The organism is Xanthomonas sp. NCPPB 1067 (genome assembly GCF_020783795.1).
Lineage (GTDB): Bacteria > Pseudomonadota > Gammaproteobacteria > Xanthomonadales > Xanthomonadaceae > Xanthomonas > Xanthomonas melonis.
The window spans coordinates 71,326-90,165 of sequence record NZ_JAJGQG010000003.1; the positions used below are offsets into that span (position 1 = coordinate 71,326).

The following is an 18,840-nucleotide window of genomic DNA, read 5'->3' on the forward strand; positions in this document are numbered from 1 at the left end:
AATTTGCACCAAATGGATGCATGACACAGTCGGTCGTGGTCCTTTGCTGAATTTGGCGTTTCGCGCGACCGCGCGTTGCGCCCTTTGTCGTCTCTTTGCGTGCGATGCGTTTCCTTGCCGATGAGTGTCCCTCCCGCCAATGCCATGCCCGCTGCCCGGCTGTACGTCGGGGAGTGCGTGGTCGATGTGACTTCTCGCGAGGTGCATGTGCCCGGCGCGCGGCGCGTGCTGCGGTTGGCGCCGAAGTCGTTGGCGGTGCTGCTGACGCTGGCACGTCAGCCCGGGCAGGTGGTCAGTCGTGAGCAACTGCTGACGGAGGTCTGGCCGGATACCTTGCCCACCAACGATGTGGTGACCCAGGCGGTGACGCAGCTGCGCAAGGCCTTCGCCAGCCAGGGCAGCGAGCGTTCCCAGCATATCGAGACCATCGCCAAGACCGGTTACCGCCTGATCGCACCAGTGGTGTGGGAGGCGCATGCGTCCGAGTCGGCGCACGCGCTTCCGGCTGCGTTGCCTGCGCAGCAAGTGTCGCCAGTCGAGACGGCCCCTGCGGTCGCTGCCGCCGATGACACGGTGGCAGCGGGCGCGCGCCCGCCTTCGACCGACGCATCCAGCGCTGCGGATTCGAAAGGGGCGCGGGGGCGCTGGAAGGTCTCGATCATCACGTCCCTGGCCGTGCTGCTGGTGGCGAGCCTGGCAGGGTGGATGCTGTGGCTGCGTGCGCCGACGTCCTCTTCCAGCGCGGCCTCGGCCACCGTGCCGGGCAGTCCCAAACGGCCTTACCAGGTCATCACCACCGGTGGCGGCTTCGATCTCACCCCCAGCCTGTCGCCCGACGGCTCCATGGTGGCCTATGCCTCGCTGACCGAAGGTCGCCTGACTACGTCGATCCTGGTCAAGCGCACCGACAACGCGTATCCCCGCGTGCTGCAGACGCCTGCGCCCGGCGTTTCCGATCGGCTACCGGCGTGGTCGCCGGATGGGCGCGATATCGCGTTCTCCCGGCAGTCGCCCGATGGCAGGTGCCGGATCATGATCGCCGCTGCGACCGGAACGGCCGCGCGTGAGGTAGCGCGCTGCGACGGCGCGGACATGCTCAGTTTCAGCTGGTCGCCGGACGGGCGCGCGCTGCTGTTCGGCAGCATGAGCGGCGCGCAGGGATCTGCGCGTATCCGGCGTCTGGATCTGGACAGTGGTCAGTGGCAGACCCTGCGCTACAGTGCCGGCACCGACGACTTCGATTACGCGCCGCGCTATTCGCCCGACGGGCGCTGGATCGTGTTCCTGCGTAACCCGCAACTGGGCGATCTGTGGAGGATTCCCGCGCAGGGCGGTGGTGCCGAGCGCTTGACCTACGACAACGCCGACATCCGCGGCTGGAGCTGGCTGCCGGACGGCAGCGGGGTGGTCTTCGGGCGCCGGGTGGACAGCGAGTCGCGTTTGTATCGGCTCGATCTGGGCGATCGCAGCCTGCACGATCTCGGGGTGGACGATGCCCAGGCCCCGGACGTTGCGCAGGGCCATCTGGTGTTCGTGCAACGCAGGCCCTTGTTCGGCGTGTATCAGGTCATCCAGGATCCCATGAACGGCGGTTACCTCCGGCGGCGGTTGTTCGTCTCCAGCGGGCGCGACGACCATCCCGTGATCGCGCCCGACGGCCGCCAGCTGATCTTCGCCTCCGATCGCTCAGGCGCCTACGGATTGTGGTGGGGCGATGTCACCCGCCCGGGCTCGGTGCGTCTGATCGAAGGCGTGCGACCGGATGCGCGGCAGGCGGCCGACTGGTCGGCCGATGCGCGGCAGGTGCTGGTCAGCGGCAGCGATGCGCGGGGGCATGCTGCGCTGTTCGAGGTGACCCCGGAAACCGGGGAGGCGGTGCGCCTGCCAGTCCCGCAGCCGCGGCCGCTTCAGGCGATCCATCTGCCCGATCCCGACCGTCTGTTGGTGGTCGCCGCGGCCGAGGATGGACACACCTTCGCCACCCTGTACGATCGGCGCAGCAGCCCGTGGCGTGCGTTGGCCTCGTTGCCGGATGTCTCGCAGGTGCGTCTGGACCGGCACAGCGGCCAGCTGTTGTTGACGCGGCTGAGCCGCGGCGGCTTGTGGCAGATCGCGCCATCGTTGGCAGCCGATACCTTGCAGGCGATCGATCCGCAGCAGCCGTCGCGCTGGCGCTATCGCGCCTGGGCGCCAGGCATTGCGGGGCAGGTGCACTATCTCTCGCCCACCGACAGCTGCGCCACCTTCGATGCGATGCTGCGTAGTGGTGGCAGCGGGCGATGCCTGGATGCGACCAAGTTCACCACCATCAACGGCTTCAGCGTGGATCAGCACAGCGGTGCGCTGTATGTGGCACTGGCGGCAGAAGATGGCAGCGCGATCGCCCATATGACGCTGCCGGAGCGCCCCGTCGCGAACTTGGGTGTGCTCTCCAACTTGCTGATCCTGCTGAGAAAAATGGCCTCGTAACTTTCTCGGAAAGGCTTCGTGGCGATTTCGGCAGGGTTTCGTCGGAACTTCCTGACCGGCGCCAGATTCGGCAAAACAATGCGCCCTCTTTCGTACAGGGGGCTGCCAACATGCAACAGGTCATCACTGCCGATCGCGGTCTCGCGCTGACGCTGGACACCGCCGGCGAGTCGGCGCCGACCACCTGTCTGGCGGTGTCGCGGCTGGGCAGCATCCGCACAGTCTCTGCCACCTTCACTTTGTGGGTGCAGTTGCGCGGACGCGCCTGGGTGGAATCCAAGGAGGGTCGCTTCCGGCTGCGTGCAGGCGACTGGATCGCCTTCGACAAGGATTCCCATCCCACCGTGCAGGCAGATCGCGGCGCCTTGTGTGTTGGGGTGGGTCTGGATGGCGACAGCCTGCAGTCGCTGGCCGAATTGACCGATGCCACGCTGTACCCGGGACGCAGCCAGCTCGCGCGCAACGATCTGCGCATCGCGTTGCGACTGTGGCGCAACGCGGCCACGCAAAGCGACAGCGCCTCGGCACGGCCGCTGCTGTTGCACCTGGCCGCCATGCAACGCAGTTTCATCGAGCAGGAACAACGCTGCCCGGGCCGCTCGCGCAGTCGTCGCCGCCAGGTCTTCGGCCGCATGCAGCGCGCCCGTCTCTATCTGGAAGGCAATAGCGACCGCGTGGTGCGCATCAGCGAGTTGGCGCAGCTGACCAACTTCTCCAGCTGGTACGTCTCCAAGACCTTCCAGAGCCTGTACGAGGAAAGTCCGCAGGCCTTGTCGGCGCGCCTGCGCCTGGAGCGCGCGTCGGATCTGCTGCGCGATACCTCGATGATGATCGGTGAGGTCGCGGCCGCCAGCGGCTTCGACAACTGCTGCAGTTTCGCGCGCGCGTTCCGTGCGCGCTTCGGTGTCTCCGCCTCCCATTACCGCGACCAGGCGGCCATCCCGCCAGATTCGGCAAAGCCACGGAACGTGACCCGCAAAGCGACGGCGTTCACGCAAACGTAATTTGCACAGGGGCGCTTAACGCGCCACTAACGAACCCTGGAGAGATTGATGAACCTTCGCACCTCCGCAGTGCGGCTGGGCCTGTTGCCCGCCGGTATTGCGATCGCGTTGACGCCGGCGTTTGCCGCCAATGCACAAGAGCAGTCCGCCCCGTCGACCACGACGCTGGATCGCATCGAAATCACCGGCTCGCGCATTCGCTCGGTCGACGTGGAAACCGCGCAGCCGGTGTTCACCGTGTCCCAGCAGGACATCCAGAAGTCCGGTCTGGTCAGCGTCGGCGACATCCTTCAGAACCTGTCGATCGCCGGCACCCAGACCTATAGCAAGGCGGCGGTGCTGACCTCCGATCCGGAGCAGGGTGGCCAGTACGTCAACCTGTACAACTTGAACGAGAACCGCACCCTGGTGCTGGTGAACGGCAAGCGTTGGACCAGCAGCCTGAACGGCCTGACCGACATGTCGACCATCCCCAGCTCGCTGATCGAGCGCATCGAAGTCCTGAAGGACGGCGCCTCGGCGATCTACGGCTCCGATGCCGTGGCCGGTGTGGTCAACATCATCCTGCGTCAGAACTACGACGGCGCCGAAGCTTCGGCGTACTTCGGTCAGAACGGTCGCGGCGACGGTTCCAAGGAGCAGTACTCCTTCACCGCCGGCACCACCACCGACCGCGCCTCGCTGGTGTTCGGCGCCAACTACACCAACGAAGATCCGGTGTGGGCCAAGGACCGTGCGCTGACCCGTTACTCGGCCGGCCCGAACCACATCGAGGACAGCCTGAGCGCGACCGGCCCGTGGGGTCGTTTCAACGATCCGCGTGCAGTGGGTACGCCTGGCGCTGGTAACTATTTCGATGCCGACGGCAATGTCGTGGGTGCCGGCGAAGGCACATGGTCGCCCAATCAGTGGGTTCTCAACCATACCGGTTCGTTCGACGGCAAGGGCGTCGGCGCCGATTCGCGTAGCCTGTCGAACTATCACGTCGGCGCAGGTACGGACGACTACTACAATTCCGTCGACCAGATGATGCTGCAGCAGTCCAGCAAGAATAAGTCGATCTTCACCACCGGCAGCTACAACATCACCGACAACATCACCTTCAAGTCCACGGCGATGTACTCGGAGCGTACGTCCAACCGCCAGATTGCCGGTTATCCGTTGCAGGCGACGTCGCAGCCGCAGTTCCCGGTGGCGATCAGCGGCAGCAGCTACTACAACCCGGTCGGCCAGGACATCACCAGCTGGTTCCGTCGTACCATCGAGTTGCCGCGCACCACCGAAAGCAACGTCAAGACCCTGCACTTCGATGCGGCGCTCGAAGGCGTGTTCGACGTCGGCAGCCACGGCTGGAACTGGGATGTCGGCTTCAACTACAACAAGTACGATGTGACGCAGGTTTCGCGCGGCAACATCAACCTGCTGGCGTTGCAGAAGGCGCTCGGCCCGTCGTTCCTCAATGCGCAGGGCCAGGTGCAGTGCGGTACCGCAGCGGCTCCGATCGCACTGGGCACCAGCAACGCGCTGGGCCAGTGCACCCCGTTCAACATCCTGGGCGGCCCGTCGGCTTCCACGCCGAACGCACTGCAGTACATCAATGCGCTGGGCCAGTCCACGCAGCAGAGCCTGAGCAAGCAGTGGACCGCCAACATCACCGGTGGCCTGGTCGAACTGCCGGCCGGTGAGCTGGGCTTCGCAGCAGGCTTCGAACATCGCCAGATCAGCGGTTACGACTATCCGGATCAGCTGTCCAGCGCCGGTTACACCACCGACCTGGCGGCGCAGGCGACCGAAGGTCGCTACCAGACCAACGAAGCCTACCTGGAACTGCTGATCCCGGTGCTGAGCGATCTGCCGGGCGCCAAGGAGCTGTCGTTCGACGTGGCCGCGCGCTACAGCAACTACAGCCGCTTTGGCGACACCACCAACAGCAAGTTCAGCTTCACCTGGAAGCCGATCGACGACCTGCTGGTGCGCGGTACCTACGGCACCGGCTTCCGTGCGCCGACGCTGTCGGACACCTTCGGTGGCGGTTCTCAGACCTTCGATAGCTTCACCGATCCGTGCGATGCCACCTTCGGCTCGCTGGGCAATGCGGGCGTGGCAGCACGCTGTGCCGGCGAAGGCCTGCCGGCCGGTTACCGCCAGACCGACACTGCGGGCAACCCGGTGACCCGCCGCGACGTGCAGGGCAACGCACCGTTCAATTCCGGCGTGGGCAACACGGAGCTGGAGCCGGAATACAGCATCACCCGCACCGTGGGCATGGTGTACAGCCCGCAGTGGGTACAGGGCCTGGACCTCTCGCTGGACTGGTACCGCATTTCGATCTCCAACATCATCACGTCGCTGACGGCCAACGATGTGTTGAACAACTGCTACCTCAACAGCCTGGCCAGCTACTGCGCCGACTACGGTCGTGACCCGATCAGCGGCCAGGTCACCACGCTGAGCCGCGGCAACGTCAACCTGGGTCGTCTGGAAACCGAAGGCTACAACTTCGGTGTGCGTTACCGCATGCCGGAAACCGCGTACGGCAAGTTCGCCTTCAACCTGGACACCAACTACCTGGCGACCTACAAGTCGCAGGCCGAGTCGGGTGCGGATTGGGCGAATTCGGCCGGCTACTGGAACTTCCCGCGCGTGCGCGCCACCCTGGGTGTGGATTGGTCGCTGGGTTCGCTGTCGGCCAACTGGAACCTGCGCTACTACGGCGGTTTCCGCGATTACTGCTGGGATGCCTCGGCAGGTATCGAGTGCAACGACCCGAACTACCAGACCCCGAATCCGGGTTGGGGCGGCGGTACGGGCGCCAACAAGAAGGGTTCGATCTCCTACCAGGACGTCTCCGTGACCTGGCAGGCTCCGTGGGATGGCAGCGTGACCGTTGGTGCACGCAACATCTGGAACAGGCAGCCGCCGGTGACCTACTCGATCACCAACAGCAGCACCGCTGCGATCGACCCGATGCTGGACTACGACCGCTTCCTGTTCGTGCAGTATAACCAGCGCTTCTGATCATCGAAGCGTCGCAACAAGAAAGCGGGCCGAAAGGCCCGCTTTTTTTATGTGCGGCTTCGTCGCGAGTAGCGGGGTCTCGCACTGGAGCGTGTCGTTGACGCAGCCGACAGACGCTCAACGGAACGATGCGCTGGCAGGATGGCGTCTGCCGGAAAGGCGGGGTTTCTACGCTGGCCGCTGCAAGATGAGCCGCTGCAGGACATGCGACAAATGCAGGGCCGTGTGTCCTGAAGCCGGCTGCCAACTGAGCGGTGCCAGCGTCCGGCAGGCGCTCCTGCCGGCACAGCCAGCGGTGCAGGGTGGGAACGGCCGAGCCCGCCAGCGTCGGAGTGCGGGGCCGGCCATGCATGCGAGACCGGCGCCCGGCCTGCGAGCGAGGTGGCAACGAAAAAAGGCGCGATCCGATCGCGCCTTTTCCATTCCGGTCGCCAGTGCGATCAGCCGATCACGCCTCGGCAAGCCCCAGCAGGGTATCGGCCTGTTCGCGCCAGGTGGGCAGGCGCGAGATCACGCCGACCCTGGACAGATACTCCTCGTCCACCGTTTCGCCGCTGGCCAGCGCCGTGGCCACATGGACCGCGCCGGTGACCCAGAAACTGCGCAGGCTGGAACGCTGCGGGTGCCGATGGAAGGCGACCGCCTCGATGATCGGCATCGGCAGGCCCCACAGGCCGAGCAGATAGGCGCCGGCTTCGGTATGGCCCAGGCGCTCGTCGCCGCCCTCCGGCGTCGGCTCGCGTTCGTCGCGCACACCCGGCAGCAGCAGGCCGATATCGGCCAGCAAGGCCGCGGTGGAGCCCAGTTCCGCGCTGGTCGGCGGCAATACCTTGGCCGCCAGCCGCGAAGAAAGCAGGGCGCGCCGTTGCATCGCGCTACGTTCGGCGGGCGTCAGGGTCTGCACCGAGAACACTTCGCTGGCAAGCACCAGATCGCGCAGCGTCGCGACGCCCAGACGGGTGACCGCCGTGCGCAGATCGGTAATGCTGCGGCCGCCGGAGAAGAACGCCGAGTTGCACAACTGCAGCACCTTGGCGGCGATCGCCGGGTCGCCCGCGATCAGCTTGGCGATATCGGCCGCGTCGGCACCATCGTCTTCTTCCAGCGCATGCATCAGGCTCAGATACAGGTGCGGCGGCGAAGGCAGTTTCTCGATCCGGCCGATCGCCGCGCGCAGGCGCGGATTGCCGAGCAGATCGCGTAATTCTTCCAGGCTGGTGACCGCCTCGAGCAGCACTTCCGGCGCCAACGGCATCGGCAGGAACCGATGCGCCACGCCGATGATGCGGGCCGGTGGCGTCCGCTGGCCATCCTGGGCGTCGATCAACGCAATCCGGATCGTGTCCGGTCGCAGGGTACGGATCTGCCCCAGCAAGGTCGCCGCAGTCAGGTCCGGCAGGACCGGCGCAACGATCACCGCATCGAAGGGCGACAGCGCGGCAGCCTCGATCGCCGAATTGCCATCGGCGACCTGCTGCGCCTGCCACTGCTCGCCGAGATCGGCGACATAATCGATCAGGTCGGACGGAAGGCTGGCTTCGTCCCCAACAAACAGAATACGCAAGACACTTCCCCAGAAGTCACCGGTGACAGACACCGGCCAAACGCTGTCGGCAATGTACCCAATCTGCCGCCAGCGGTCACCGGGATCACGCCGAAAGCGTGATCCCGATCCCCCCATGCCTGCAGGGCCGTTGCAGGGCTGAATGGATCAGGGCACGTCGGAGTTGAAGCGTTCCACCGCTTCCACCAGGATGCGCTTGGCTTCCACCGCGCCGCCCCAGCCGTCCAGCTTGACCCACTTGCCCTTCTCCAGATCCTTGTAATGTTCGAAGAAGTGGCCGATGCGCTCCATCCAGTGGCTGGAGACCTGGTTGATGTCCTCGATGTGCGCGTAGCCGGAGAAGATCTTCTCGATCGGCACTGCCAGGATCTTTTCGTCGCTGCCGGCTTCGTCGCTCATGCGCAACACGCCGACCGGGCGGCACCGCACCACCGAGCCCGGCACCAGCGGCAACGGCAGCACCACCAGGACATCGGCCGGATCGCCGTCGCCGCACAGGGTGTTGGGCACGTAGCCGTAGTTGCAGGGATAGCGCATCGGGGTGGACAGGATGCGGTCGACGAAGATCGCGCCGCTGGCCTTATCCACTTCGTACTTGACTGGCTCGGAATCCTTGGGGATTTCGATGACGACGTTGATTTCTTCCGGCAGATTCTTGCCAGAGGTGACCAGTTCAAGACCCATGCGCGTAGCTCCGAGGCATCAGCAGTGTGTGGAGCGCGATTCTACGCGTTCGGCTGTTGCGCTGCAGCGACCCTGAATGGGCAGGCTTCCGATGGCCGGCCGCGGCATAGTCCGCACGCGACGCGGGGAGCTCTCCGATGCCGGCGGCGCTTGCCCCGGCGCACGCTGACGGCACATCCCAGCTACGGAGAGTGCCCATGTACAGGCTTGCCCGCGTCCTCGTCGTCTTGTCGTTGTCCATTCTGGCTCCCGCCGCCACGGCCACCTCCGCCGCGCCGGCCTTCGTCGATGCGGTGGACTGGCCCGCCAACGGCGAGGGCTGGGAGGCGTTCATCGACCTGGAGCAGCGGCTGGAGCACGACTTCGACCAGATCTGTGGCGATACCTTCTGCGGTGGGGAGTTCAGCGATTACCAGTCGTTGCGCTTCCGTTGTTCGGTCCAGCGGGTCAGCGGGATCGTGCGCAGCTGCATCTGGACGTTCGGCGCCAGCGAGGTCAGCGTGGATCCGCGCACCGGTTACCTGCGCTCCGATAGCCGGGTCTGGCGCTGTACTGCGCCGTTGAAGGCCGGAACCCGCCTGGACGAGCTGTACCGCGTGCTGGCGGTGACCAACCCGTTGTTCGAGCCGCTGCCCGGCGGCGCTCCGCCGATCTACGACGGCCTGATCGGCTGTCTATAGGACACGCGCCGGCGGCCCTGCGATCGACGTGGCGCAGGCCGGGGCGGTATGCGTTGCGCCGTTCGTGATAACCGGGGGCTGGTGGCCTGACCGGCGACTGCTTGGCGCCAAGCCCGCGGCCCCGCCGCAGCGGGCATCCCGATCGGTGGAGCGTCGGGTGCCCGCCTGGGCCGTGCGCCGGGCTAGATGTGATCTCTCAGTAGGTTGTTCATCCGGGGCTGATCTGGAAGATGGGGGTTACCAAGCCAACCCAGCCCCCAGGAGCCCCGGATGAACATTCATAAACATGCCCGTTTGACGCCGCGAGGTCGAGCCTTGCTCGTTCAGCGCATCGTGGAGCATGGCTTGCGCGTGGAAGAGGCCGCGCACGCCAGCGGCGTCAGCGTACGCACCGCTTACAAGTGGCTGGCGCGCTACCGTTTGCTGGGAGTCGATGGCTTGCAGGACCGCTCCTCGCGCCCACAGCGCTGTCCGCATGCCACCCCACCGGAACTTGTCGAACAGATCCTGCAGCAGCGCCGACAACGCTCCACCTATTGGCAGATTGCCACTCACCTGAAGGTGGGACACAGCACCATCGCGCGCATCGTGCGCCGCGCCGGCCTGCATCGCCTTGCCGAACTGGAGCCCAGACCTCCTGTCGTGCGCTACCAATATCCCCAGCCCGGCGGCATGTTGCATCTGGACATCAAAAAGCTCGGGCGCTTTCGGCAAGCCGGTCATCGCGTCACCGGGGACCGTACCCAAGCCAGCCGAGGAGCCGGATGGGAGTATGTCCATGTCGCCATCGACGATCATTCCCGCGTTGCGTTCAGCACCCTGCACCCGGACGAAGGCGGCTTCAGCGCCTGCCGGGCGCTGATCGCGGCCTTGCGCTACTACCGCAGCCTGGGCGTCAGCTTCCAGCGCGTATTGACCGACAACGGCACCTGCTACCGCTCCAAGGCGTTTGCCCGCACTCTCCGGCGCCTGAAACTCAGACACTACCGAACCCGCCCCTACACCCCACGCACCAACGGCAAGGCAGAACGCTTCATCCAGACCGCATTGCGCGAATGGGCCTATGCACACCGCTACGACAGCTCAGAGCAACGTGCCCAGCACCTGTTGCCATGGCTCCATCACTACAACTGGCATCGGCCCCATGCCAGCCTCGGACACCAACCTCCCATCTCCAGGATCCACATCACACTGAACAACGTGGTGGGTTTACACAGCTAGAGCAGCGGCACCAGCAGCAGGGCCACGATGTTGATGATCTTGATCAGCGGGTTGATCGCCGGGCCTGCGGTGTCCTTGTACGGGTCGCCGACGGTATCGCCAGTGATCGCGGCCTTGTGCGCTTCGCTGCCCTTGCCGCCGAAGTGGCCATCTTCGATGTACTTCTTGGCGTTGTCCCAGGCGCCACCGCCGGTGGTCATGGAAATGGCCAGGAACAACCCGGTGACGATGGTGCCGATCAGCAGCCCCCCCAACGCGCGTGGCCCCAGCAGCAAGCCCACCACGATGGGGACCACGACCGGCAGCAGCGATGGCACGACCATTTCGCGGATCGCCGAGCGGGTCAGCATGTCCACCGCACGATCGTATTGCGGCTTGGCGGTGCCGGCCATGATGCCGGGGATCTCGCGAAACTGGCGCCGCACTTCCTCCACCACTGCGCCCGCCGCGCGGCCGACCGCTTCCATCGCCATTGCACCGAACAGGTAGGGAATCAGCCCGCCGATCAGCAAGCCGATGATCACCGTGTGGTCGGACAGGTCGAAGGTGAACACCGCTTCCGGGTTGGCGGCCTGCAGGTTGTGGGTGTAGTCGGCGAACAGCACCAGGGCGGCCAGCGCCGCCGAACCGATCGCATAGCCCTTGGTCACAGCCTTGGTGGTATTGCCGACCGCATCCAGTGGATCGGTGATGCTGCGCACGTCAGGCGGCAGCTCGGCCATCTCGGCGATGCCGCCGGCGTTGTCGGTGATGGGGCCGTATGCGTCCAATGCCACGATCATGCCGGCCATCGACAGCATGGCGGTGGCCGCGATGGCGATGCCGTACAGGCCGCCGAAATGGAACGCGCTCCAGATCGCGGCACATACGGCGACCACCGGCAGCGCGGTGGATTTCATCGAAATGCCAAGGCCGGCAATGATGTTGGTGCCATGGCCGGTGGTGCTCGCCGATGCCACGTGCTGCACCGGCGTGTATTGGGTGCCGGTGTAGTACTCGGTGATCCAGACGATCAGCCCGGTCAACACCAGGCCGATCAGCGCGCACAGATACAACGCGGTGGCGCCGTGGCTGTTGTCGCGCATCAATGCCTGGGTGATCGGCCAGTACGCCAGCGCCGCCAGCACACCGGACACGGTCACCCCCTTGTAGAGGGCGCCCATGATCGAGCCGCCGGGCTTGACCTTGACGAAGGCCGCGCCGACGATCGAAGCGATGATCGAGACACCGCCAAGCACCAGCGGATACAGCACCGCATGCGGCCCGGTGTCGGCGAGTGTCAGACTGCCGAGCAGCATCGTGGCGATCACGGTCACCGCATAGGTCTCGAACAGATCGGCCGCCATGCCGGCGCAATCGCCCACGTTGTCGCCCACGTTGTCGGCGATCACGGCCGGGTTGCGTGGATCGTCTTCGGGAATGCCGGCTTCGACCTTGCCCACCAGATCCGCACCCACATCCGCACCCTTGGTGAAGATGCCGCCTCCCAGGCGAGCGAAGATCGAGATCAGCGACGATCCGAACGCCAGCCCGACCAGCGCATGCAGGTTCTGCTCCAGTGCAAGCCCCATGGCCTGCAGCGCAGCGAAATAGCCGGCCACGCCGAGCAGCCCCAGTCCGACCACCAGCATGCCGGTGATCGCGCCGCCGCGAAACGCCACGTCCATCGCCTTGCCGATGCCCTGGCGCGCGGCCTCGGCCGTGCGCACGTTGGCGCGCACCGAGACATTCATGCCGATGTACCCGGCCAGCCCGGACAACACTGCGCCAAGCGCAAAGCCGATCGCGGTGTACCAGCTCAGGAACAGGCCAACCAGGACGAACAGCACGCCGCCGGCGATCGAAATGGTGAGGTACTGCCGGTTGAGGTAGGCGCGCGCGCCTTCCTGGATCGCGGCGGCAATCTCCTGCATGCGTGCATTGCCGCTTGGCTGCGCGACCACCCAGCGCGCGGAGACTATGCCATAGACGATTGCCACGACCGCACAACCCAGCGCAAGCACCAACCCATAATGTTCCAGCATGACCCCTCCCAAAGAATGGATGTCATCCGGTCGGGACGAACCAGGGGCGATGCACGACGAGTAGATGGCGATTACGGACTCGACGGCCGCAGGGGCCGCTATGCGCGTCGCGATGTTCAATGGCCGGATCGCGACCGAGTATGCGCCGCGGTTTGCGGGGGTGCCACCACCATGGCTTTGGCACGTCGTTCAGTTGCCGCGTGACAGCCTGCGGCCACCACGATCCAGGCCTTCCACGGAGCGACCATGTCCAACCACGCCGCGTCCAGCTACGTCACAGCGCTGAGTGCCTTGTTGCTTGCCGGTAGCGCGTTCGCCGCCGACCCCGTGCCGGAGCTCAAGTCGCGTCCAGCCGGCACCGCGCAGGCGGTCGGCGCCGTGCACACCTTGCGGCAGATTCCCGAGGCGTGCGCACGGCTCGAGGGCGTCTTCACCGGGCATGCGGCGCAGCCGTATACCTTGTCGGTGGTGCGTAGCAGTCCTACCTGTCAGCCGCGCGCGCGTTTCGTGGACTACGCCAAGGCCGCGCCCAGCGTTGCGTCGGGCTGGATCTTCAACGACGTGATCCGTGTTCCCAGTGCGGCCTGTCCGAGCCAGCAGGCGGTGGTGCGCGTCTGGCGCAAGCCGGTGGACGCCAAGCCGCAGCTGGATGGGCAGGGTCAGTCGCGCATCTATCTGGAAGATGCGAAACAGCAGGCTGCTGCCGGCAAGATTCCGCAGGTGCCGATGTTCGCAGCCCAGCAGCTCATGGAAGGCAAGGCCTGCCCGTGACGACGCCCTGAGAGCGGCTCTGCCATCCACATTGCGGCATTGCGGCACACACAACGCGTCGTGGATACTGCGCGGCGCCATGCAGCCAGCCCATGCCTGCGTGGGCAATCGTCGACCCGATTCCTGGTCTACGCGGCGCTGCGGCGTGGGGTAGGCGGGGGCAGCCGTCCTCTTCGATGTGATATGCATGAAGCCATTTCGTTACTGCACGATACTGCTTGCAGCCATTGCGTTGTCGCATCCGGTGACGGCGCGCGCGGCCGCCAGCATGGTCGTCGATGATGCCGGCGTCACTGCGCGCGGCCACTGTCAGCTGGAAGCCTGGTGGCGGGCAATGCCGAGCGGCGCTTCCAGCACCGTGGTACCTGCATGCAATGTAATGGGAACGGAGATCGCGCTCGGGCTGACCGACGTCAGGCACGGGCCGGCATCACTGGATGTCGGTGCCAAGCGTGTCTTGCGCGATCCGGAGCGCCACGCCTTGGGCCTTGCGGTGTCGGTCGGCATGCAGCGCGCATGGCAGGATCCGCAGCAGCGCGGCAGCTACCTCAGCGTGCCGTTGACGTGGTCGATCGGCCCCGACGCCGCCACCCGCATCCACGCCAACCTCGGTGCCTCTGCGCTGCATGCCGGGCCGGATACGACCAGCGCCGGGCTCGGGATGGAGCATGCGATCAATGCGTCGTGGACCGTTCTGGCCGAGGCCTTCGGGGATGACCATGCCGGACAAGGCGGTCAGTTGGGGCTGCGCCGGATGGTTGGCAAGGCGTCCAGCATCGACCTTGTCGCCGGACAGGACCGCCGCAACGCGCCGCACGGCTGGATCACGCTCGGGGTCAACCTGGCGATGGCGCCGTAGCTCCGGCTCCCACGCTGACGCTGCAAGCGGTGGCCGGCTGCCGTGGCGATGAAGTGTCCATCGCTCCGGCTCACTTCCGGGATCGATTCCGCATCCGATGTGGTCGGTGCGTCGCCGTGCTGCCTCAAGGCAGAGCGCACCGGCGCATCCCGTATGCGTTCGGGATGACGCGTCGTGGCATGCGCGTGATCCGAGCGGTGCGCCGGGGGGGGCTGCGCGATGCGTCAGCCCTCCCACGCCGGCAGCTTCTTGGCCACCGCCACGTTCTTCAGCGTCACATACTTCGGCAGGCCGTCGTTGCCATAGGTCAGCGGCGCTTCGCCCTTGATCAGCGGGGCGAAGTAGCGGCGGGCGCGCTCGGTGATGCCGAAGCCGTCCTTGCGCAGGAAGCTGGGAGGCATCTTCTTTTCGTGGTTGGCCACCTTGTGCAGCGGGGCCGGCACGATCTTCCAGCGATAAGGGGTATCGCTGACGCGCTCGATCACCGGGATCACCGCGTTCATGCCCTTGAGCGCGTACTGCACGGCGGCCTTGCCCACTGCCTGGGCCTGTTCCCAGTCGGTCTTCGACGCCAGATGGCGTGCAGAGCGTTGCAGGTAGTCGGGCAGCGTCCAGTGCACCTTGTAGCCCAGCTCCTGTTTGACCTGCGCGGCCAGGAACGCGGCCACGCCGCCGAGTTGGGCATGGCCGAACGAATCTGCAGCACCGCCCGCATCGGCGACGAAGCGGCCCTGCGCGTCCTGGATGCCTTCGCTGGCGACCACCACGCACCAGCCCACCTTTTCGACCACTTGCTTGACCCTGGCCAGGAACGCGGCCTGATCATAGGCCCGTTCGGGCAGCAGGATGATCTGCGGCGCGTCGTCCGGACCCTGCCCGGCCAGACCGGCTGCGGCAGCCAGCCAGCCGGCATGGCGGCCCATCGCTTCGTAGATGAAGACCTTGGTGGAGGTGTCGGCCATGGCCGCGACGTCCAATGCCGCCTCGCGCACCGATACCGCGGTGTATTTGGCGGCCGAGCCAAAGCCGGGGCAGGTATCGGTCACCGCCAGATCGTTGTCGATGGTTTTGGGTACGCCGATGCAATGCAGCGGGTAGCCATAGGCCTTGGCCAGCTGCGAGACCTTCCACGCGGTATCGGCCGAGTCGTTGCCGCCGTTGTAGAGGAACCAGCGCACGTCATGCGCACGCAGGACCTCGAGCAGGCGTTCGTACTTGGCGCTGTCCTGTTCCAGCGACTTGAGCTTGTAGCGGCACGAGCCGAACGCGCCGCCGGGGGTCTGCGCCAGCGCGGCGATGGCGGCAGCCGATTCCCTGGAGGTGTCGATCAGCTCTTCGCGCAGGGCACCCAGAATGCCGTTGCGCGCCGCCAGCACCTTGACCTTGCGTGCGCGTGCCTCGCCGATCACGCCAGCGGCGGTGGCGTTGATGACAGCGGTGACGCCGCCGGATTGGGCATACAACAAGTTGCCGATGGTCATAAGGGACAGGCTCCTCGAAGGGGACATGACGCAGGGACAGTGCCGGGACATTCCCCGGATGCGGTAAGCTGCACGACCAGACGGTCAGTGCTGGCGAAGGCTCGAGTCTAACGCCGCCAACCGCAACGCGTTTTTATTCGAAAGTGGAGTCCACTGATGCGATTGGTTCTGTTGGGACCGCCCGGTTCGGGCAAGGGCACCCAGGCTGCACGGCTCAAAGAGAGTTTTGAGATCCCGCATATTTCCACCGGCGACCTGTTGCGCGCCGAAGTCGCCGCCGGCTCGCCGTTGGGCTTGAAAGCCAAGGAAGTCATGGCGCGTGGCGACCTGGTTTCCGATGACATCCTGCTCGGCATGCTGGAAGCGCGGCTCGGCCAGGCCGATGTCGCCAATGGCTTCATCCTGGACGGCTATCCGCGCAACGTGGCCCAGGCCCATGCGTTGGACGAACTGCTCAGCAAGATCGGGCAGCCACTGGATGCGGTCGTGCAGCTGGACGTGGCCAGCGAACTGCTGGTCGAGCGCATCGCCGGGCGCGCCAAGGCCGAGGGCCGTGAGGACGACAATCCGGATTCGGTCCGCAAGCGTCTGCAGGTCTACACCGATTCCACCGCCCCGGTGATCGGCTTCTACGCGCAGCGCGGCAAGCTGGCGCGCGTGGATGGCGTGGGGTCGCTGGACGAGGTGCTGGAGCGGATCCGCTCGGCGCTCAAGCGCTGATCCCCCGGGCCGGGCCCACGGGGTCCGGTCCGCCGACCGGTGCGTCAGCGTATGCGGTATCCGGATCGGAAAAGAAAAACCCCGGTCGTACAAGACGACCGGGGCCCAATAACGCCAGTAATAGGCTTGCTCAAAGCCTCGACAACATGAGCTCCCTGGGGATTTGGCCTCTTGGGGAGTAGGACCAAAGGGTGCTGCGACTGGCGTTCAGCATAGTGATGGATGTGACGCAGTTCGCATATCGGGAGATTCCTGACAGTACGGTAGGATTTTCCTGACAGCGGGCTTGTAACGAGGTTGCCAGGTCGCGTAACGCCAGCGATCGGCGACAATGGGTGTCATGAGCAAACTTCACATTCTCGGCATCGCCGGAACCTTCATGGGCGGTGTGGCCGCCCTGGCGCGCGAGCTGGGCTGGCAGGTGGAAGGCAGCGATCAGGCCATCTACCCGCCCATGTCCACACAGTTGGAAACCTTGGGCATCGCGCTGGCGCAGGGCTATGCGGCGTCCAATATCGCCGCCGATGCCAGCGATGTGGTCATCGGCAATGCCTTGTCGCGCGGCAATCCTGCGGTGGAAGCGGTGCTCGATGCCGGGCGGCGCTACACCTCCGGCGCGCAGTGGCTGGCCGAGCAGGTCCTGCCCGGGCGCGACACGCTGGCGGTTGCCGGGACCCATGGCAAGACCACCACCACCACCATCCTGAGCTACTTGCTGGAGGCGGCCGGCCGCGCGCCGGGCTTTCTGATCGGCGGGGTGGCCGAGGATTTCGGCGTCTCCGCACGGCTGGGCCAGGGGCGCGAGTTCGTAGTGGAGGCCGACGAGTACGACACCGCCTTCTTCGACAAGCGCAGCAAGTTCGTGCATTACCGGCCGCTGGTGGCGATCCTCAACAATCTCGAATACGACCACGCCGACATCTTTCCCGACGTGGCCGCCATCCAGCGGCAGTTCCATCACCTGGTGCGGACGGTGCCGGCGCGCGGGCGGCTGATCGTCAATGGCGAGGATGCGCGGCTGGCCGAGGTGCTGGCGATGGGCTGCTGGACGCCGGTGGAGCGCTTCGGCTTCGACGCGGGGCTGGAGTGGAGCGCACGCCTGATCGCCGCTGATGGCAGTGTTTTCGCGGTGGCGCATCGCGGCGTGGAGATCGGCCAGGTGCAGTGGCCATTGGTCGGGCGTCACAATGTGCTCAACGGGCTGGCCGCACTGGCCGCCGTACAGGCGGTGGGGGTGGATCCATCCAGCGTGATGCCGGCACTGGCGCGCTTCCAGAGCGTCAAGCGGCGGCTGGAGCTGCTGGGCCAGGCGCGCGAGGTGACCGTCTACGACGACTTTGCGCACCATCCCACCGCCATCGCGACCACGCTGCAGGGCCTGCGCGCGAAGGTGGGCACGGCGCGCGTGGTGGTGGCCATGGAGCCGCGCAGCAATTCGATGCGGCTGGGCGCGCATGCGCAGGCGCTGGCACCGTCGCTGCAGGAGGCCGACGCGGTGGTGTTCCTACATCGGCCCGAGCTGGCCTGGGATGCGGCGCCGATCATTGCGCAGGTGCGTGGCGATGCGCACGTGGCGCAGGATGTGGACGCCTTGCTGCGCCGCCTGGGCGAGCTGGCACGCCCTGGCGACCATGTGGTGTTCATGTCCAACGGCGGGTTCGATGGCGCGCCGCGGCGTTTTCTGGCGCAGCTGGCCTGATGGCGCCGGTCCATGCCACTGCCGACACCGGCACGCTGCCGCTGTTCCCCTTGCACAGCGTGTTGCTGCCGGGCGCGGCGATCGGCCTGCGCGTGTTCGAGCGCCGCTACCTGGATCTGGTGCGCGAGTGCGGCCGCAGCGGCACCAGCTTCGGTGTGTGCCTGATCCTGGATGGCAACGAGGTCGGTGTACCGGCGACGCCTGCGGCATTCGGGACCGAGGTGCGCATCGAGGATTTCGATGTGGGTGCCGACGGCGTGCTGGTGCTGCGCCTGCGCGGCGTGCGCCGCTTCCGCGTGCAGCGCTCGCGCATTCGCGACAATGGCCTGGTGGTCGGCGAGGTGGCCTGGTGCGAACCGGACCCGGATGACGAACTGCGCCCCGAACACGCGCTGCTGTCCACGCTGCTGGAGCGTCTGCTGGAGCAGGTGGGCGGCGAGTTCGCATCGGTGGGTCCGGGCCTGCTGGATCAGGCCGCCTGGGTGGGCTGGCGATTGGCCGAACTGCTGCCGTTGACCGAACAGCAGCGGCTGTCGCTGTTGCAGCTGGACGATCCGCACCGGCGACTGGATCAACTGCTGGCGTGGATGCCGTAACCCGGCGATCGCGCACCGGCCGCCGCTCACCACGCTTGCACCGCGACGGC

14 protein-coding genes are annotated in these 18,840 nt (G+C 66.1%); 10 read left to right on the plus strand and 4 right to left on the minus strand.

All coding sequences use genetic code 11. From position 1 onward, the window contains the following. Nucleotides 1-144: 144 nt before the first annotated feature. The 3 genes from LL962_RS03565 (at nt 145) to LL962_RS03575 (ending at nt 6,491) form a co-directional block, all read left to right on the plus strand. Complete coding sequence (locus LL962_RS03565; RefSeq protein WP_228316028.1) at nt 145-2,469, plus strand: winged helix-turn-helix transcriptional regulator; 2,325 nt, start codon at nt 145-147, stop codon at nt 2,467-2,469. A gap of 110 nt (nt 2,470-2,579) precedes the next feature. Next, nucleotides 2,580-3,473 (plus strand): helix-turn-helix domain-containing protein, encoded by an 894-nt coding sequence (locus tag LL962_RS03570; RefSeq protein ID WP_228315932.1) that lies wholly within the window; start codon nt 2,580-2,582, stop codon nt 3,471-3,473. A 48-nt stretch (nt 3,474-3,521) separates the two neighbouring features. Beyond that, nucleotides 3,522-6,491 (plus strand): TonB-dependent receptor plug domain-containing protein, encoded by a 2,970-nt coding sequence (locus tag LL962_RS03575; RefSeq protein WP_228315933.1) that lies wholly within the window; start codon nt 3,522-3,524, stop codon nt 6,489-6,491. 448 nt (nt 6,492-6,939) lie between these two features. Here the strand turns inward: LL962_RS03575 and LL962_RS03580 are convergent, their stop codons facing one another. Both LL962_RS03580 and ppa read right to left on the minus strand, forming a co-directional pair. Continuing rightward, nucleotides 6,940-8,088, minus strand: a complete 1,149-nt coding sequence (locus LL962_RS03580; protein ID WP_167395263.1) for an HDOD domain-containing protein — start codon at nt 8,086-8,088, stop codon at nt 6,940-6,942. Nucleotides 8,089-8,202: 114 nt separating this feature from the next. After that, nucleotides 8,203-8,739 carry an inorganic diphosphatase gene (gene ppa / locus LL962_RS03585; RefSeq protein ID WP_104586783.1) on the minus strand — a complete coding sequence of 179 codons (537 nt, stop codon included), beginning with the start codon at nt 8,737-8,739 and terminating at the stop codon, nt 8,203-8,205. A gap of 197 nt (nt 8,740-8,936) precedes the next feature. Between ppa and LL962_RS03590 the strand changes: the two genes are divergently transcribed. Both LL962_RS03590 and LL962_RS03595 read left to right on the plus strand, forming a co-directional pair. Further along, complete coding sequence (locus LL962_RS03590; RefSeq protein WP_228315934.1) at nt 8,937-9,419, plus strand: hypothetical protein; 483 nt, start codon at nt 8,937-8,939, stop codon at nt 9,417-9,419. Between the two features lie 270 nt (nt 9,420-9,689). Further along, nucleotides 9,690-10,640 (plus strand): IS481 family transposase, encoded by a 951-nt coding sequence (locus LL962_RS03595; RefSeq protein ID WP_228315935.1) that lies wholly within the window; start codon nt 9,690-9,692, stop codon nt 10,638-10,640. On the opposite strand, the gene LL962_RS03600 is transcribed toward LL962_RS03595, so the two are convergent. Continuing rightward, entirely contained in the window at nt 10,637-12,664 is a 2,028-nt protein-coding gene (locus tag LL962_RS03600; RefSeq protein WP_228315936.1) for a sodium-translocating pyrophosphatase, read from the minus strand. The two genes, LL962_RS03595 and LL962_RS03600, sit on opposite strands and share 4 nt — an antisense overlap. Nucleotides 12,665-12,910: 246 nt before the next feature. Between LL962_RS03600 and LL962_RS03605 the strand changes: the two genes are divergently transcribed. Both LL962_RS03605 and LL962_RS03610 read left to right on the plus strand, forming a co-directional pair. After that, entirely contained in the window at nt 12,911-13,435 is a 525-nt protein-coding gene (locus tag LL962_RS03605) for a hypothetical protein (RefSeq protein WP_228315937.1), read from the plus strand. A 457-nt stretch (nt 13,436-13,892) separates the two neighbouring features. Further along, complete coding sequence (locus tag LL962_RS03610) at nt 13,893-14,294, plus strand: hypothetical protein (RefSeq protein WP_228315938.1); 402 nt, start codon at nt 13,893-13,895, stop codon at nt 14,292-14,294. A gap of 224 nt (nt 14,295-14,518) precedes the next feature. Here LL962_RS03610 and LL962_RS03615 read toward each other — a convergent pair whose 3' ends face one another. Further along, entirely contained in the window at nt 14,519-15,775 is a 1,257-nt protein-coding gene (locus LL962_RS03615; RefSeq protein WP_228315939.1) for a 6-phosphofructokinase, read from the minus strand. A gap of 156 nt (nt 15,776-15,931) precedes the next feature. Between LL962_RS03615 and LL962_RS03620 the strand changes: the two genes are divergently transcribed. The 3 genes from LL962_RS03620 to LL962_RS03630 all read left to right on the plus strand — a co-directional run bounded on the left by LL962_RS03620 (nt 15,932) and on the right by LL962_RS03630 (nt 18,790). Beyond that, nucleotides 15,932-16,495, plus strand: coding sequence for an adenylate kinase (locus tag LL962_RS03620; protein WP_104586777.1), 564 nt, complete (start codon nt 15,932-15,934; stop codon nt 16,493-16,495). Nucleotides 16,496-16,826: 331 nt separating this feature from the next. Then, nucleotides 16,827-18,194 (plus strand): UDP-N-acetylmuramate:L-alanyl-gamma-D-glutamyl-meso-diaminopimelate ligase, encoded by a 1,368-nt coding sequence (gene mpl / locus LL962_RS03625; protein WP_208621406.1) that lies wholly within the window; start codon nt 16,827-16,829, stop codon nt 18,192-18,194. Further along, nucleotides 18,194-18,790 carry an LON peptidase substrate-binding domain-containing protein gene (locus tag LL962_RS03630; protein WP_104586775.1) on the plus strand — a complete coding sequence of 199 codons (597 nt, stop codon included), beginning with the start codon at nt 18,194-18,196 and terminating at the stop codon, nt 18,788-18,790. Before mpl ends, LL962_RS03630 begins: the two co-directional genes overlap by 1 nt. The last annotated feature ends 50 nt before the right edge of the window (nt 18,791-18,840 follow it).

Excerpts from the sequence above, each read along its gene's own strand:
- LL962_RS03620 (WP_104586777.1), top strand. The coding sequence starts at position 15,932 with ATGCGATTGGTTCTGTTGGGACCGCCCGGTTCGGGCAAGGGCACCCAG.
- LL962_RS03575 (WP_228315933.1), top strand. The coding sequence starts at position 3,522 with ATGAACCTTCGCACCTCCGCAGTGCGGCTGGGCCTGTTGCCCGCCGGT.
- LL962_RS03590 (WP_228315934.1), top strand. The coding sequence starts at position 8,937 with ATGTACAGGCTTGCCCGCGTCCTCGTCGTCTTGTCGTTGTCCATTCTG.
- LL962_RS03615 (WP_228315939.1), bottom strand. The coding sequence starts at position 15,775 with ATGACCATCGGCAACTTGTTGTATGCCCAATCCGGCGGCGTCACCGCT.
- LL962_RS03565 (WP_228316028.1), top strand. The coding sequence starts at position 145 with ATGCCCGCTGCCCGGCTGTACGTCGGGGAGTGCGTGGTCGATGTGACT.
- LL962_RS03605 (WP_228315937.1), top strand. The coding sequence starts at position 12,911 with ATGTCCAACCACGCCGCGTCCAGCTACGTCACAGCGCTGAGTGCCTTG.
- LL962_RS03600 (WP_228315936.1), bottom strand. The coding sequence starts at position 12,664 with ATGCTGGAACATTATGGGTTGGTGCTTGCGCTGGGTTGTGCGGTCGTG.
- ppa (WP_104586783.1), bottom strand. The coding sequence starts at position 8,739 with ATGGGTCTTGAACTGGTCACCTCTGGCAAGAATCTGCCGGAAGAAATC.
- mpl (WP_208621406.1), top strand. The coding sequence starts at position 16,827 with ATGGGTGTCATGAGCAAACTTCACATTCTCGGCATCGCCGGAACCTTC.
- LL962_RS03570 (WP_228315932.1), top strand. The coding sequence starts at position 2,580 with ATGCAACAGGTCATCACTGCCGATCGCGGTCTCGCGCTGACGCTGGAC.
- LL962_RS03630 (WP_104586775.1), top strand. The coding sequence starts at position 18,194 with ATGGCGCCGGTCCATGCCACTGCCGACACCGGCACGCTGCCGCTGTTC.
- LL962_RS03595 (WP_228315935.1), top strand. The coding sequence starts at position 9,690 with ATGAACATTCATAAACATGCCCGTTTGACGCCGCGAGGTCGAGCCTTG.